General features: G+C 66.3%; 16 protein-coding genes and 1 tRNA gene. All 17 read left to right on the top strand.

The features are described 5' to 3' along the window. Nucleotides 1-4: 4 nt before the first annotated feature. Nucleotides 5-991 carry an NAD(P)H-quinone oxidoreductase gene (locus HHL10_RS06440; RefSeq protein WP_169159520.1) on the top strand — a complete coding sequence of 329 codons (987 nt, stop codon included), beginning with the start codon at nucleotides 5-7 and terminating at the stop codon, nucleotides 989-991. A 10-nt stretch (nucleotides 992-1001) separates the two neighbouring features. Beyond that, on the top strand, nucleotides 1002-1748 hold the full coding sequence (tpiA, locus tag HHL10_RS06435) for a triose-phosphate isomerase (protein ID WP_169159519.1): 747 nt from the start codon (nucleotides 1002-1004) through the stop codon (nucleotides 1746-1748). 24 nt (nucleotides 1749-1772) lie between these two features. Then, nucleotides 1773-2180, top strand: a complete 408-nt coding sequence (secG, locus tag HHL10_RS06430; RefSeq protein ID WP_169159518.1) for a preprotein translocase subunit SecG — start codon at nucleotides 1773-1775, stop codon at nucleotides 2178-2180. A gap of 269 nt (nucleotides 2181-2449) precedes the next feature. After that, nucleotides 2450-2534 (top strand) — tRNA-Leu (locus HHL10_RS06425). Nucleotides 2535-2699: 165 nt separating this feature from the next. Further along, nucleotides 2700-3059, top strand: a complete 360-nt coding sequence (locus HHL10_RS06420; RefSeq protein WP_169159517.1) for an NADH-quinone oxidoreductase subunit A — start codon at nucleotides 2700-2702, stop codon at nucleotides 3057-3059. Between the two features lie 47 nt (nucleotides 3060-3106). Continuing rightward, nucleotides 3107-3583: a NuoB/complex I 20 kDa subunit family protein gene (locus HHL10_RS06415; protein ID WP_028997518.1), complete on the top strand. Its 477-nt coding sequence runs from the start codon at nucleotides 3107-3109 to the stop codon at nucleotides 3581-3583. A 24-nt stretch (nucleotides 3584-3607) separates the two neighbouring features. Beyond that, nucleotides 3608-4207 carry an NADH-quinone oxidoreductase subunit C gene (locus HHL10_RS06410; protein WP_169159516.1) on the top strand — a complete coding sequence of 200 codons (600 nt, stop codon included), beginning with the start codon at nucleotides 3608-3610 and terminating at the stop codon, nucleotides 4205-4207. A gap of 10 nt (nucleotides 4208-4217) precedes the next feature. Then, entirely contained in the window at nucleotides 4218-5471 is a 1254-nt protein-coding gene (locus tag HHL10_RS06405; protein ID WP_169159515.1) for an NADH-quinone oxidoreductase subunit D, read from the top strand. Then, nucleotides 5468-5965: an NADH-quinone oxidoreductase subunit NuoE family protein gene (locus tag HHL10_RS06400; protein WP_169159514.1), complete on the top strand. Its 498-nt coding sequence runs from the start codon at nucleotides 5468-5470 to the stop codon at nucleotides 5963-5965. Before HHL10_RS06405 ends, HHL10_RS06400 begins: the two co-directional genes overlap by 4 nt. Nucleotides 5966-5970: 5 nt before the next feature. Further along, a complete protein-coding gene (gene nuoF, locus HHL10_RS06395; protein WP_169159513.1) occupies nucleotides 5971-7311 on the top strand; it encodes an NADH-quinone oxidoreductase subunit NuoF in 1341 nt (446 codons plus the stop codon). Between the two features lie 81 nt (nucleotides 7312-7392). Next, on the top strand, nucleotides 7393-9723 hold the full coding sequence (nuoG, locus tag HHL10_RS06390) for an NADH-quinone oxidoreductase subunit NuoG (protein ID WP_169159512.1): 2331 nt from the start codon (nucleotides 7393-7395) through the stop codon (nucleotides 9721-9723). Between the two features lie 13 nt (nucleotides 9724-9736). Next, nucleotides 9737-10804 (top strand): NADH-quinone oxidoreductase subunit NuoH, encoded by a 1068-nt coding sequence (nuoH, locus tag HHL10_RS06385; RefSeq protein WP_169159511.1) that lies wholly within the window; start codon nucleotides 9737-9739, stop codon nucleotides 10802-10804. A 3-nt stretch (nucleotides 10805-10807) separates the two neighbouring features. Next, a complete protein-coding gene (nuoI, locus tag HHL10_RS06380; RefSeq protein ID WP_169159510.1) occupies nucleotides 10808-11296 on the top strand; it encodes an NADH-quinone oxidoreductase subunit NuoI in 489 nt (162 codons plus the stop codon). Between the two features lie 88 nt (nucleotides 11297-11384). Then, entirely contained in the window at nucleotides 11385-12011 is a 627-nt protein-coding gene (locus HHL10_RS06375) for an NADH-quinone oxidoreductase subunit J (RefSeq protein WP_169159509.1), read from the top strand. Then, nucleotides 12008-12325 (top strand): NADH-quinone oxidoreductase subunit NuoK, encoded by a 318-nt coding sequence (gene nuoK, locus HHL10_RS06370; protein WP_169159508.1) that lies wholly within the window; start codon nucleotides 12008-12010, stop codon nucleotides 12323-12325. Before HHL10_RS06375 ends, nuoK begins: the two co-directional genes overlap by 4 nt. 19 nt (nucleotides 12326-12344) lie before the next feature. Beyond that, the gene (gene nuoL, locus HHL10_RS06365; protein WP_205832931.1) at nucleotides 12345-14390 is read left to right on the top strand and encodes an NADH-quinone oxidoreductase subunit L; all 2046 of its coding nucleotides are present in this window, start codon (nucleotides 12345-12347) and stop codon (nucleotides 14388-14390) included. A gap of 21 nt (nucleotides 14391-14411) precedes the next feature. Further along, nucleotides 14412-15941, top strand: a complete 1530-nt coding sequence (locus HHL10_RS06360; RefSeq protein ID WP_169159507.1) for an NADH-quinone oxidoreductase subunit M — start codon at nucleotides 14412-14414, stop codon at nucleotides 15939-15941. Nucleotides 15942-15943: the final 2 nt, after the last annotated feature.

Genomic DNA, 15943 nt, shown 5'->3' with positions numbered 1-15943 from the left:
CGCCATGCGTGCCGTCGAGATCGGCCAGTTCGGCGGGCCCGAGGTGCTGCGTCTGGCGACGCGGCCCGATCCGGTGCCCGCCGCCGGCGAGCTGCTGGTGCGCGTGACGGCGTCGGGCGTGAACCGTCCCGACGTGGTGCAGCGCAAGGGCCATTACCCGCCGCCGCCGGGCGCCTCCGACCTGCCCGGGTTGGAGATTGCCGGCACGGTGGCGGGCGGTGATCCGGCCGAGCTCGCGGCTGCCGGCTTCAAGCTCGGCGACCGCGTGTGCGCGCTGGTGGCCGGTGGCGGCTATGCCGAGCTCTGCGTGGCGCCCATTGCGCAGGTGCTGCCCGCGCCCGCGGCGCTGTCCGACGTGGAGGCCGCGGCACTGCCCGAGACCTTCTTCACGGTGTGGCAGAACGTGTTCGAGATCGCGCGGCTGCAGCCCGGCGAGACGCTGCTGGTGCAGGGCGGCTCCAGCGGCATCGGCGTCACCGCCACGCTGCTGGCCAAGGCGCTGGGCTCGAAGGTCATCGTCACGGCCGGCAGCGACGACAAGTGCGCGGCCTGCGTGGCGCTGGGTGCTGATCACGCCATCAACTACCGCACGCAGGACTTCGTCGAGGAGGCCAAGCGCCTCACCGGCGGGCGTGGCGTGGACGTGATCCTGGACATGGTGGCTGGCGACTACGTCGGACGCGAGCTGCAGTGCCTGGCCGACGACGGCCGCCTGGCGATCATCGCCGTGCAAGGCGGTACCAAGAGCGCCATCGATGCCGGCCTGGTGTTGCGCAAGCGGCTGCAGATCACGGGCTCCACGCTGCGCGCGCGCAGCGTGGCCTACAAGGCCCAGCTCGCCGCGGCGCTGCGGGTCAAGGTCTGGCCGCTCATCGAGGCCGGGCGGGTGAAGCCGGTGATTCACAAGGTGTTCGAGGCCGCGCAGGCGGCCGAGGCGCATGCGCTCATGGAATCGAGCACGCACGTGGGCAAGATCGTTCTGACTTGGTGAACAGAAAAAAATGACTTCTAGACGCAAGCTGGTGGTGGGGAACTGGAAGATGCACGGCAGCCACAAGGCCAATGCCGAGCTGCTCGAAGGCGTGCTAGCGGCACGGCCCTTCGGCGCCGACGTGGCGGTGTGCGTACCGTTCCCGTTCCTGTCCGAGACCGCCGTGACGCTGGCTGCCGGCGACATCCGCTGGGGTGCGCAGGACTGCTCCGCGCACGAGCAGGGGGCTTACACCGGTGAGGTGTCGGCCGCCATGCTGCGCGAGTTCGGCTGCCGCTACGTGATCGTGGGTCACTCCGAGCGTCGGGCCTATCACGCCGAGAGCGACCAGCTCGTGGCCGACAAGGCCAAGATTGCCCTGGCCCATGGCGTGACGCCCATCGTGTGCGTGGGCGAGACGCTGGCGCAGCGCGAGGCCGGTGAGACGGCCGCCGTGGTCAAGCGCCAGCTCTCGGCCGTGATCCACACCCTGGGCCATTGCGTGGCCGAGATGGTGGTGGCCTACGAGCCGGTCTGGGCCATCGGCACCGGCAAGACCGCTTCGCCCGAGCAGGCGCAGGAAGTGCACGCACTGCTGCGTGCGCAACTGCAGGCCGCTACGCCGCGCGCGGGCGAGATGCGGCTGCTCTATGGCGGCAGCGTCAAGCCCGACAACGCCGCGCAGCTCTTCGCGCAACCCGACATCGACGGCGGCCTCATCGGCGGCGCCGCGCTGAAGGCAGCGGACTTCGCCGCCATCTGCCGCGCCGCGGGCTGAGGTCGCATCCGACACGAGAGATTTATGAGTATTTGGTTCAACATCGTCCTGGCGCTGCAGCTGCTCACGGCCCTGGCCATGATCGGCTTGGTGCTGGTGCAGCATGGCAAGGGTGCCGACATGGGCGCCTCGTTCGGCAGCGGCGCTTCCGGCAGCCTGTTTGGCGCCACGGGCAGCGCCAACTTCCTGTCGCGCTCCACCGCCGTCTGCGCCACCGTGTTCTTCGTGTGCACGCTGGCGCTGGCCTATCTCTCGGGCTCACGTCCTGAGCCTGTCGGCAACGATGCCAGCGTGCTCGATCGCGCGGTGCCCGCGGCCAGCGCTCCGGCGGCCTCTGCGCCGGCGCAGATTCCGGGTGCGATTCCGCCGGCTGTGGCGCCCGCCGTGCCGGCGCCGATTGCGCCTGCAGCTTCGGAGGCGATTTCGCGGTAGAATCTTCGTTTCGCTGCTGACTTGTTGATGCAAGTCAGCGCGTTGCGAAGGGGCCGCGCTCATTGAATTCTTGGGCGCAGCATCGGTCCGATGCGGACCACTGCTGCGGCGCTGGCCTGCTTTGGGTGGCAGGGTGGTGCAGTGGCTCACTTGATGAGCCAGCGACAGCAAAAAACCTTCGGGTTGACCCTCAAATCAGGGAAAACTGTTATAGAATTCAGGGCTGCCGACAAGCAATTCCTCAAGCGAGTCGTGCAATGCCTGATAAGGCCGACGTGGTGAAATTGGTAGACACGCTATCTTGAGGGGGTAGTGGCGAAAGCTGTGCGAGTTCGAGTCTCGCCGTCGGCACCAAACAAGCTTGACCTCCTTGCAGGGTTCTGGACCGGCGCCTTGCAAAGCGCCCTGGCACAGAGGCAGGGAAACCGCGGGCGCGCTCGGTAGGCAGTCAACATTGGCTGCCAGGGCGCGCTTTTTTGTGGCCGGTCTTCTTTCACACCCAACCAACACAGCACGCTCATGGACCTGCAGCAGTACCTGCCCGTCATCCTGTTCATCCTGGTCGGCGTCGGAGTTGGTGTAGCGCCCCAGATCCTGGGTTTCCTGCTGGGCCCGAGCCGACCTGATCCGGCCAAGAACTCGCCCTACGAGTGTGGCTTTGAGGCCTTCGAGGATGCGCGCATGAAGTTCGACGTGCGCTACTACCTGGTGGCCATTCTCTTCATCCTGTTCGACCTGGAGATCGCGTTCCTGTTTCCGTGGGCGGTCTCGCTGCGCGAAATCGGCGTGTCAGGTTTCGTGGCCATGATGGTGTTCTTGACCATCCTGGTGGTTGGCTTCATCTACGAGTGGAAAAAGGGCGCCCTGGATTGGGAATGAGCCCTGCTGCATTTCACTCGGCAAAAGGACATTGACGGACTGACCCCATGGGCATCGAAGGCGTTCTCAAGGAAGGCTTCGTCACCACTTCGGTGGACAAGCTGATCAACTGGTCGAAGACGGGCTCGCTGTGGCCCATGACCTTCGGCCTGGCATGCTGCGCGGTGGAGATGATGCACGCGGGCGCCGCGCGCTACGACATCGACCGCTTCGGCATGCTGTTCCGCCCCAGCCCGCGCCAGAGCGATCTCATGATCGTGGCGGGCACGCTGTGCAACAAGATGGCGCCGGCGCTGCGCAAGGTCTACGACCAGATGGCCGAGCCGCGCTGGGTGCTCTCGATGGGCACCTGCGCCAACGGCGGCGGCTACTACCACTACAGCTACTCCGTGGTGCGCGGTTGCGACCGCATCGTCCCGGTGGACGTCTACGTGCCGGGCTGTCCGCCCACGGCCGAGGCGCTGCTCTACGGCATCCTGCAGCTGCAGGCCAAGATCCGGCGCGAGAACACGATCGCGCGCTGACCGCTCCCCGGTAGCAAGAACCGCATGACCACCTCCCTCGACAATCTGCAGTCGGCGCTGGAATCCGCGCTGGGCAACAAGATCAAGGCCTTCAAGCGCGATCGCGGCGAGATCACCATCACCGTCTCCGCGGCCGACTACATGGACGCGGCGCGCGTGCTGCGTGACGACGCGCGGCTGAAGTTCGAGCAGCTCCTTGATCTGTGCGGCGTGGACTACTCCACCTACAAGGACCAGCCCTGGGACGGTCCGCGCTTTTGCGTGGTGCTGCACCTGCTGTCAGTGAGCCTGAACTGGCGCGTGCGCGTCAAGGTGTTCGCGCCGGACGACGACCTGCCCATCGTGGCCTCGGTCACCGAGGTGTGGAGCGCGGCGAACTGGTACGAGCGCGAGGCCTTCGACCTCTACGGCATCGTCTTCGACGGCCACGTCGACCTGCGCCGCCTGCTCACCGACTACGGCTTCATCGGCCACCCGTTCCGCAAGGACTTCCCGGTCTCCGGCCACGTGGAGATGCGCTACGACACCGAAAGCAAGCGCGTCATCTACCAGCCCGTGACGATCGAGCCGCGCGAGATCACGCCGCGGATCATCCGCGAAGAGAACTACGGCGGCCTGCACTGAGTATCGCGCCATGGCAGAGATCAAGAACTACACCCTGAACTTCGGTCCTCAGCACCCGGCCGCGCACGGCGTGCTGCGCCTGGTGCTGGAGCTCGACGGCGAAGTCATCCAGCGCGCCGACCCCCATATCGGACTGCTGCACCGCGCCACCGAGAAGCTGGCCGAGACCAAGACCTACATCCAGTCGCTGCCCTACATGGACCGGCTGGACTATGTCTCGATGATGTGCAACGAGCACGCCTACTGCCTGGCGGTGGAGCGGCTGCTGGGCATCGAGGTGCCGCTGCGCGCGCAGTACATCCGCGTGATGTTCGCCGAGCTCACCCGGCTGCTCAACCACCTGCTGTGGCTGGGGGCGCACGGCATCGACTGCGGTGCGATGAACATCCTCATCTACTGCTTCCGCGAGCGTGAGGACATCTTCGACATGTACGAGGCGGTGTCGGGCGCGCGCATGCACGCGGCCTACTTCCGTCCGGGCGGCGTCTACCGCGACCTGCCCGACAGCATGCCGCAGTACAAGCCCTCCAAGATCCGCAACGCCAAGGCGATTGCCAAGCTCAACGAGAACCGCCAGGGCTCGATGCTGGACTTCATCGAGGACTTCTGCAACCGCTTCCCCAAGAACGTCGACGACTACGAGACGCTGCTGACCGACAACCGGATCTGGAAGCAGCGCACCGTGGGCATCGGCGTGGTCAGCCCCGAGCGCGCGCTGAACCTGGGCTTCAGCGGCCCGATGCTGCGCGGCTCGGGCATCGCCTGGGACCTGCGCAAGACGCAGCCCTACGACGTCTACGACCGCATGGAGTTCGACGTCCCTGTCGGCACCAACGGCGACACCTACGACCGTTACCTGGTGCGCGTGCAGGAGATGCGCGAGGCCAACAAGATCATCAAGCAGTGCGTGCAGTGGCTCAAGGCCAATCCCGGCCCGGTCATCACGGACAACCACAAGGTGGCGCCTCCTCCGCGCGTGGACATGAAGGCCAACATGGAGGAGCTGATCCACCACTTCAAGCTCTTCACCGAGGGCTTCCACGTGCCCGAGGGCGAGGTCTACGCCGGGGTGGAGCATCCCAAGGGTGAGTTCGGCATCTACTTCATCAGCGACGGCGCCAACAAGCCGTACCGCATGAAGATCCGCGCCCCCGGCTTTGCCCACCTCGCGGCACTGGACGAGATGGCGCGCGGCCACATGATCGCCGACGCCGTGGCGGTGATCGGCACCATGGACATTGTTTTCGGCGAGATCGATCGATGAGTTCGCAATCCTTCTTCGCGCCCGCCACGCTGGAGCGTTTCGCGCGCGAGGTCGCCAAGTACCCCGCCGGGCAGCAGCAGTCCGCCGTCATGGCCTGCCTGTCCATCGTGCAGCAGGAGCAGGGCTACGTGTCGCGTGAGGCCGAGCTGGCCATCGCCGAGTACCTCAACATGCCCGTCATCGCGGTGCACGAGGTCACGACCTTCTACAACATGTACAACCAGCGCAAGCTGGGCAAGTACAAGCTCAACGTCTGCACCAACCTGCCGTGCCAGCTGCGCAACGGCCAGGGCGCGCTGGAGCACCTGTGCCAGAAGCTGGGCGTGGAGGAGGGCGGCACCACCGCCGACGGCCTCATCACGGTCCAGAAGTGCGAGTGCCTGGGCGCCTGCGCCGACGCGCCGGTGATGCTGGTCAACGACCGCCAGATGCTGAGCTTCATGAGCAACGAGCGTCTGGACGAGCTGGTCGACACGCTCAAGGCGCAGGGGTGATCCGCATGCTCGACCTCTCCAAGTTCCAGGCGACCGGCCGCGAGACCTGTTTCCACGGTCGCCACATCCAGCCCCAGATCTACGCCGGCCTCGACGGCAGCAACTGGCACCTCAAAGACTACGAGTCGCGAGGCGGCTACCAGGCTCTGAAGAAGATCCTGGGCCTCGACGGCGGCCCCGGCATGACGCCGGAGCAGGTCATCGCCGAGGTGAAGGCCTCGGGCCTGCGCGGCCGCGGCGGCGCGGGCTTTCCGACCGGCCTGAAGTGGAGCTTCATGCCGCGCGCCTTTCCGGGCCCGAAGTACCTGGTGTGCAACTCCGACGAGGGTGAGCCGGGCACGTGCAAGGACCGCGACATCCTGCGCTACAACCCGCACATCGTCATCGAGGGCATGGCCATCGCCGCCTACGCGATGGGCATCAACACGGGCTACAACTACATCCACGGCGAGATCTTCGAGGTCTACGAACGCTTCGAGGCGGCCCTGGAAGAGGCCCGTGCCGCAGGTTTCCTGGGCAACAACATCCTGGGCAGCAGCTTCAGCTTCCAGCTGCATGCGCACCACGGCTTCGGCGCCTACATCTGCGGCGAAGAGACGGCGCTGATCGAGTCCATCGAGGGCAAGAAGGGCCAGCCGCGCTTCAAGCCGCCGTTCCCGGCCAGCTTCGGCCTCTACGGCAAGCCCACCACGATCAACAACACCGAGACCTTCGGTGCGGTGCCCTGGATCATCCGCAACGGCGGCCAGGCCTACCTGGAGGTGGGCAAGCCCAACAACGGCGGCACCAAGATCTTCTCGGTGGTCGGTGACGTGAACGCGCCGGGCAACTTCGAGGTGCCCATGGGCACGCCCTTCGCGACGCTGCTGGAAATGGCCGGCGGCGTGCGCAAGGGGCGCAAGCTCAAGGCCGTGATCCCGGGCGGCTCCTCCGCGCCGGTGCTGCCCGCGCAGATCATGATGGACTGCACGCTGGACTACGACTCGATCGCCAAGGCCGGCTCCATGCTGGGCTCGGGCGCGGTGATCGTGATGGACGACAGCCGCTGCATGGTCAAGAGCCTGCTGCGCCTGTCCTACTTCTACCAGCACGAGAGCTGCGGCCAGTGCACGCCGTGCCGCGAGGGCACGGGCTGGCTGTGGCGCGTGGTGGACCGCATCGAGCACGGCAAGGGTCGCATGGAAGACCTCGACCTGCTCAACTCGGTGGCCGACAACATCCAGGGCCGAACCATCTGTGCGCTGGGCGACGCTGCGGCGATGCCGGTGCGCGCGATGCTCAAGCATTTCCGCGACGAGTTCGCGTACCACGTCGAAAACAAGCGCTGCCTCGTGGGCGGTGCCTGAGACACAACTTCAAGGTGAAGGTGCACCGCACCGGGGCGCCCCGTGCCTGAGCGCGCGGCGGCGCCTTCACCCCGATAAGCCATGGTTGAAATCGAACTCGACGGCAAGAAGGTCAGCGTAGCCGAAGGCAGCATGGTGATGCATGCGGCCGAGGCTGCCGGCACCTACATTCCGCACTTCTGCTACCACAAGAAGCTCAGCATCGCGGCCAACTGCCGCATGTGCCTGGTGGAAGTGGAAAAGGCTCCCAAGCCGTTGCCCGCCTGCGCCACGCCGGTGACGCAGGGCATGATCGTGCGCACCAAGAGCGACAAGGCGGTCAAGGCCCAGCAGTCGGTGATGGAGTTTCTGCTCATCAACCACCCGCTGGACTGCCCGATTTGCGACCAGGGCGGCGAGTGCCAGCTGCAGGACCTGGCCGTGGGCTACGGTGGCTCCAGCTCGCGCTACGCCGAAGAGAAGCGCGTGGTGTTCCACAAGGACCCGGGCCCGCTGCTCTCCATGGAGGAGATGACGCGCTGCATCCACTGCACCCGCTGCGTGCGCTTCGGCCAGGAGATCGCCGGCGTGATGGAGCTGGGCATGCTGCACCGCGGCGAGCACTCCGAGATCACGACCTTCGTCGGCCAGACCGTGGATTCCGAGCTGTCGGGCAACATGATCGACCTGTGCCCGGTCGGCGCGATCACCAGCAAGCCCTTCCGCTACAGCGCCCGCACCTGGGAGCTGTCGCGCCGCAAGAGCGTCAGCCCGCATGACAGCACCGGCGCCAACCTGATCGTCCAGGTCAAGGCCAACCAGGTCAAGCGCGTGCTGCCGCTGGAGAACGAGGCCGTCAACGAGTGCTGGCTGGCCGACCGCGACCGCTTCAGCTACGACGCGCTCAACAGCCCCGCGCGCCTGACCACCCCGATGATCAAGCAGGGCGGCGAGTGGAAGACCGTGGACTGGACCACGGCGCTGGAATACGTCGCCAACGGCCTCAAGCAGGTCAAGGCCGAGTTCGGTGCGCAGTCCATCGGCGCCATCGGCTCCGCCCACAGCACCGTGGAAGAGCTGCACCTGCTGGCCAAGCTGGTGCGCGGTTTCGGCAGCGACAACATCGACTACCGTACCCGCCACGCCGACTTCGCCAACGTCGATGCGCCGGGCACCGCCCGCTGGCTGGGCCTGCCCATTGCCGAGCTCTCGACGCTGGACCGTGCCTTCGTGATCGGCTCGTTCCTGCGCAAGGACCATCCGCTGTTCGCGCAGCGCCTGCGCCAGGCCGCCCGCCATGGCGCCCAGATCAGCAGTCTGCATGCGCTGCATGACGACTGGGCCATGTCCGTGGCGCACCGCCTCACCGCCGCGCCCAGCGGCTGGGTGCAGGCCCTGGCCGAAGTGGCTGCTGCCGTCGCCGCCGGTGCCGGCGTGGCCGCGCCCGTGAAGGCGGAAGCCACCGACGCCGCGCGCGCCGTGGCCGACTCGCTGCTGTCGGGCGAGCGCAAGGCCGTGCTGCTGGGCAATGCCGCCGCGCAGCATCCGCAGGCCGCCACGCTGCTGAAGCTGGCCAGCTGGATCGCCGAGCACACCGGAGCCAGCGTGGGCTACCTGACCGAAGCGGCCAACACCGTGGGCGCGCAGCTGGTGGGCGCGCTGCCGCAGAAGGGCGGCCTCGACGCCGGCCAGATGCTGACGCAACCGATGAAGGCGCTGCTGCTGCTCAACACCGAGCCGGTGTGGGACGCCGCCGACGCCGCCGCGGCCACGGCCGCGCTGCAGGGCTCGGGCCTGGTGGTGGCGCTGACCTCGTTCAAGGACGCCGCGGTACCCAACGCCGACGTGCTGCTGCCCATCGCCCCCTTCGCCGAGACGGCGGGCAGCTTCGTCAATGCCGAGGGCCGGCTGCAGAGCTTCTACGGCGTGGTCAAGCCCGTGGGCGACACGCGTCCGGCCTGGAAGGTGCTGCGCGTGCTGGGCAACCTGCTGGGCCTCGACGGCTTCAATCAGGAGAGCGCCGAGGAAGTGCGCGCCGAGGCGCTGGGCGACGGCAGCGGCATCGCCGCGCGGCTGTCCAACCGCAGCGCCGCGCAACTGCCGGCGACCATCGCCCCGGCCACGCCGGGCCTGTTCGAGCGCATCGCCGACGTGCCCATCTACGGCAGCGACATGCTGGTGCGCCGCTCCGGTCCGCTGCAGCTCACCGCCGACGCCCGTCCGCCCGTGGCCAATCTGCCCAGCGCGCTGTGGCAGGCGCTGGGTCTGGCCGAAGGCCAGCGCGTGCGCCTGACCCAGGGTCAGGCCATTGTCGAACTGCCGGCCCGCGAGGATGCCACGCTGGCCCCCAACGCCGTGCGCGTGAGCGCGGCGCACCCGGATACCGCCACGCTGGGCGCCATGTTCGGCGCCATCACCGTGCAGAAGCTCTGAGGATGGCCAAGCGATGATCGATTCCCTCTATCAATTTGGCAGCGCCAGCATGGACGCCACCCTGTGGACGGTGGTGTGGTCGCTGATCAAGATCGTGGCGGTGCTGCTGCCGCTGCTCGGTTGCGTGGCCTACCTCACGCTGTGGGAGCGCAAGGCCATCGGCTGGTCGCAGATCCGCCCGGGCCCCAACCGCGTGGGCCCTTTCGGCCTGCTCACGCCGATTGCCGACGCGGTCAAGCTGATCTTCAAGGAGATCATCCGCCCGACCGCGGCCAACAAGGGCCTGTTCTTCCTGGGCCCGATCATGACGATCATGCCCGCGCTGGCGGCTTGGGCCGTGGTGCCTTTCGGCCCTGAAGTGGCGCTGGCCAACGTCAACGCCGGCCTGCTGTTCCTGATGGCCATCACCTCGCTGGAGGTGTACGGCGTGATCATCGCCGGCTGGGCCTCGAACTCGAAGTACGCCTTCCTGGGCGCGCTGCGTGCCTCGGCGCAGATGGTGAGCTACGAGATCGCCATGGGCTTCTGCTTCGTGGTGGTGCTGATGGCGGCGGGCAGCCTGAACATGACGGACATCGTGACGTCGCAGGACCGCGGCCGCTTCGCCGACATGGGCCTGAACTTCCTGTCCTGGAACTGGCTGCCGCTGCTGCCGATCTTCGTCGTCTACTTCATCTCCGGCCTGGCCGAGACCAACCGTCACCCCTTTGACGTCGTGGAAGGCGAGTCCGAGATTGTGGCCGGTCACATGATCGAGTACTCGGGCATGAGCTTCGCCATGTTCTTCCTGGCCGAGTACGCCAACATGATCCTGGTCTCCACGCTGGCCGTGATCCTGTTCCTCGGCGGCTGGCTGCCCCCGATCGACGCACCTTTCCTCAATTGGATCCCGGGCTGGATCTGGCTGGCCGCCAAGGTCTTCGTCGTCGTGACGATGTTCCTGTGGGTGCGCGCCACGTTCCCCCGCTACCGCTACGACCAGATCATGCGTCTGGGCTGGAAGATCTTCATTCCGGTCACCCTGGTGTGGCTGCTGGTGGTGGGCCTGTGGATTCAGTCGCCCTGGAACATCTGGAATTAAGCCATGTCTGCCCTCAAGGACTTCTTTTCGAGTTTCCTGCTGCTGGAGCTCTTCAAGGGCATGGCCCTGACGGGGCGCCACTTCCTCTCCAAGACCATCACGGTCCAGTTCCCGGAGGAGAAGACGCCGCTGTCTCCGCGCTTTCGCGGCCTGCACGCGCTGCGCCGCTACGAGAACGGCGAGGAGCGCTGCATCGCCTGCAAGCTGTGCGAGGCGGTGTGCCCGGCCATGGCCATCACGATCGAGTCGGACATCCGTGACGACGGCAGCCGCCGCACCACGCGCTACGACATCGACCTGACCAAGTGCATCTTCTGCGGCTTCTGCGAAGAAAGCTGCCCGGTGGACTCCATCGTCGAGACGCACATCCTCGAGTACCACGGCGAGAAGCGCGGCGACCTGTACTACACCAAGGACATGCTGCTGGCGGTCGGCGACCGCTACGAGCGTGAGATCGCAGCCAACAAGGAGGCCGACGCCCGCTACCGCTGACGGCCCCCGCGTGCCGCCCGCACGCATGCCCCTTGCGGCGCATGCGTGAGGGCTGCCGCGTGCCCGCGTGTCTCAAGCGTCCAACGACATGACCACGACCGCTCTGTTCTACCTCTTCGCCACGGTGCTGCTGCTGGCGTCCTTCGCCGTGATCACGGCGCGCGACACGGTGCACTCCGCCTTGTACCTGGTGCTCGCCTTCTTCACCGCCTCGTGCGTGTGGATGCTGCTCAAGGCCGAATTCCTCGCCATCACGCTGGTGCTGGTGTACGTGGGCGCCGTCATGGTGCTGTTCCTCTTCGTGGTGATGATGCTCGACATCAACACCGACGCCTTCCGGCACAACTTCTGGAAGCACTTCCCCATCGCCGGGCTGGTGGGCGCGCTCATCGCCCTGGAGATGGCACTGGTGCTGACCAGCGGCTTCAACGTGCCCGAGGCGGCCCCGGTGGACCCCAGGCTCGCTGAGCTGGGCAACACCAAGCTGCTGGGCATCGAGATCTACACCAACTACCTGTACCCGCTGCAGATCGCGGCCGTGCTGCTGCTGGTGGCCATCGTGGCGGCCATCGCGCTGACGCTGCGCCGCCGCAAGGACTCGCGCTACCAGGACCCGTCGCAGCAGGTGCGGGTGAAGAAGGCCGACCGGCTGCGCATCGTGCAGATGCCGCCGGTGGTGCAGGCCAAGAACGCCGCGGAGGAGGGCAAGGCATGAATCTCGGACCCATCACGTTGGGGCATTACCTGTCGCTGGGCGCGATCCTGTTCGCGCTGTCCGTGATCGGCATCTTCCTCAACCGCCGCAACCTCATCGTGCTGCTGATGGCCATCGAGCTGATGCTCCTGGCCGTCAACCTGAACTTCGTCGCCTTCTCGCACTACCTGGGCGACATGGCGGGCCAAGTCTTCGTGTTCTTCATCCTGACCGTGGCGGCCGCCGAGTCGGCCATCGGCCTGGCGATCCTGGTGGTGCTGTTCCGCAACCGCTCGACGATCGCGGTGGAAGAGCTCGACACGCTCAAGGGTTGACGCGGGAAGGCCATAAAAAATGTCTGCAGAACTGTCCAAGAACCTGCTGCTGGTCGTGCCGCTGGCGCCGCTGGCGGGCTCCATCGTGGCGGGCCTGGCCGGGCGGGCCGTCGGCCGCCGCGGCGCGCACCTGATCACGATCCTCGGGGTGCTGATCTCCTTCATCGTCTCGGCCATGGTGCTGGCCGATGTGATCAACGGCGCGCGCTTCAACGGCACGGTCTACGAGTGGATGACGCTCGGCGACCTGAAGATGGAAGTCGGCTTCCTCGTCGACGGCCTCACGGCCATGATGATGTGCGTGGTGACCTTCGTGTCGCTGATGGTGCACATCTACACCATCGGCTACATGCACGAGGACCCGGGCTACCAGCGCTTCTTCTCGTACATCTCGCTGTTCACCTTCTCGATGCTCATGCTGGTCATGAGCAACAACTTCCTGCAGCTGTTCTTCGGTTGGGAAGCGGTGGGCCTGGTGAGCTACCTGCTGATCGGCTTCTGGTACACGCGGCCCACGGCGATCTTCGCCAACATGAAGGCGTTCCTGGTCAACCGCGTGGGTGACTTCGGCTTCATCCTGGGCATCGGCCTGCTGGCCGCGTACACCGGCACGCTCAACTACGGCGAGGTCTTCGCGCAGTCCGAGAAGCTCTCTACGCTGGTGTTCCCGGGCACCGACTGGATGCTGATCACGGTGGCGTGCATCTGCCTGTTCATCGGCGCCATGGGCAAGAGCGCGCAGTTCCCGCTGCACGTGTGGCTGCCCGACTCGATGGAAGGCCCGACCCCGATCTCGGCGCTGATCCACGCCGCCACCATGGTGACGGCGGGCATCTTCATGGTCACGCGCATGTCGCCGCTGTTCGAGCTGTCGGACACCGCGCTGAACTTCGTGCTGGTCATCGGCGCCATCACGGCCCTGTTCATGGGCTTCCTGGGCATCATCCAGAACGACATCAAGCGTGTCGTTGCGTACTCCACGCTGTCGCAGCTGGGCTACATGACGGTGGCGCTGGGCGCGTCGGCCTACTCGGTGGCGGTGTTCCACCTGATGACGCATGCGTTCTTCAAGGCGCTGCTGTTCCTGGGCGCGGGCTCGGTGATCATGGGCATGCACCATGACCAGGACATCCGCAACATGGGCGGCCTGCGCAAGTACATGCCCATCACCTGGATCACCTCGCTGCTGGGCTCGCTGGCGCTGATCGGCACGCCGCTGTTCTCGGGCTTCTATTCCAAGGACAGCATCATCGAGGCGGTGCACGCCAGCCACCTGCCGGGTGCGGGCTTCGCGTACTTCGCGGTGATGACCGGCGTGTTCGTGACGGCCTTCTACTCGTTCCGGATGTACTTCCTGGTCTTCCACGGCAAGGAGCGCTTCGGCCAGGCTCACCATGATCACCATGGCGACCATGACGACGAGGAGCCTTCGGAAGACCACCACCACGGCCTGGCGCCGGGGCAGAAGCCGCACGAGTCGCCGCTGGTCGTGACGCTGCCGCTGCTGCTGCTGGCCATCCCGTCGGTGATCATCGGCTACTTCACGATCGAGCCGCTGCTGTTCGGCGACTTCTTCAAGGATGCGATCTTCGTCAACCTGGAGAAGCACCCGGCGATGGAAGAGCTGGCGCACGAGTTCCACGGCGCGCTGGCCATGGCCGCGCACGGTCTGCAGACGGTCGTGTTCTGGCTGGCGCTGGCCGGCGTCGTGACCGCCTACGTGTTCTACATGATGGTCCCGGCCATTCCGGCCGCCATCAAGCGCGCCGCGGGCCCGATCTACCGCCTGCTGGACAACAAGTACTACATGGACGCGTTCAACGAGCATGTGCTGGCCGCCGGTGCCCGGCTGCTGGGCAAGGGCCTGTGGAAGGGCGGCGACGTCGGGATCATCGACGGCGCGCTCATCAACGGCTCGGCCAAGGCCGTGGGCGGTATCGCGGGCATCGTGCGCCTGGTGCAGACCGGCTACCTGTACTGGTATGCCCTGGTCATGATCCTGGGCGTGTTCGGGCTGATGACGTGGCAGCTGTGGCCCCAGCTGACGAGCCTCTTCGGGCGTTGATAGGCAGGGCGGAGAAAAAAGATGGGATTGTTGAGTGTGGCCATCTGGCTGCCGGTCGTGGTGGGCGGCCTGCTGCTGGCGTTGGGACGAGATGATCAGGCCAAGACCGTGCGCTGGCTGGCCCTGCTGGGCTCGGTGGCGGGCTTCCTGGTGACGCTGCCGCTGCTGTCGGGCTTCGACAACAGCACCGCCGCGATGCAGTTCGTGGAGCGCGCGCCCTGGATCGAACGCTTCAACGTGTTCTACCACCTGGGCCTGGACGGCATCTCGCTGTGGTTCGTGCCGCTGACCGCCTTCATCACGGTGATCGTGGTGATGGCGGGCTGGGAAGTGATCACCGAGCGCGTGAACCAGTACATGGGCGCGTTCCTGATCCTCTCGGGCCTGATGATCGGCGTGTTCTCGGCGCTGGACGGGCTGCTGTTCTACGTCTTCTTCGAAGCGACCCTGATCCCGATGTACATCATCATCGGCGTCTGGGGCGGCCCGCGCCGGGTGTACGCGGCCTTCAAGTTCTTCCTGTACACGCTGGCCGGCTCGCTGCTGATGCTGATCGCGCTGATCTACCTGTACTACAAGTCGGGCGGCAGCTTCAGCATCCTCGACTGGCACGCGCTGCCGCTGCCGCTGTCGGCGCAGACGCTGCTGTTCTTCGCCTTCTTCGCCGCCTTCTCGGTGAAGGTGCCGATGTGGCCGGTGCACACCTGGCTGCCCGACGCGCACGTCGAGGCGCCCACCGGCGGCTCGGTGGTGCTGGCGGCGATCATGCTGAAGCTGGGCGCCTACGGCTTCCTGCGCTTCTCCATGCCCATCGCCCCCGATGCGGCACGCGAGTACGACTGGTTCATCATCTCGCTGAGCCTCATCGCGGTGATCTACATCGGCCTGGTCGCGCTGGTGCAGAACGACATGAAGAAGCTGGTGGCCTACTCGTCCATCGCGCACATGGGCTTCGTGACGCTGGGCTTCTTCATCTTCAACGAGCTGGGCGTCTCCGGCGGCCTGGTCCAGATGATCAGCCACGGCTTCGTCTCCGGCGCGATGTTCCTGTCCATCGGCGTGCTCTACGACCGCGTGCACTCGCGCGAGATCGCGGCCTATGGTGGCGTGGTCAACACCATGCCCAAGTTCGCGGCCTTCGCGCTGCTGTTCTCCATGGCCAACTGCGGCCTGCCGGGCACCGGCGGCTTCGTGGGCGAGTGGATGGTGATCCTGGGCACGGTCAAGTCCAACTTCTGGCTCGGCATGCTGGCCGCCACCGCGCTGATCTCGGGCGCCGCCTACACGCTGTGGATGTTCAAGCGCGTGTACTTCGGCGCCGTGACCAACGACAACGTGCGCTCGCTCAGCGACATCAACCTGCGCGAGTTCGCCATGCTGGCCGTGCTGGCCGTGGCCACGCTGTGGATGGGCCTGTATCCGAAGCCCTTCACCGATTCGATGCACGTGTCGGTGAACCAACTGCTGGCTCACGTCAGCACCTCCAAGCTGGCCAACACCGCCGAGGTGAAGGACGCCGCCACGGTGGCCAACGCCTCCAAGCCGAACTGAGC

The organism is Azohydromonas caseinilytica, from assembly GCF_012927045.1.
Taxonomy (GTDB): Bacteria; Pseudomonadota; Gammaproteobacteria; order Burkholderiales; family Burkholderiaceae_C; genus Azohydromonas; species Azohydromonas caseinilytica.
This window is presented reverse-complemented; position numbering and strand designations above follow the sequence as displayed.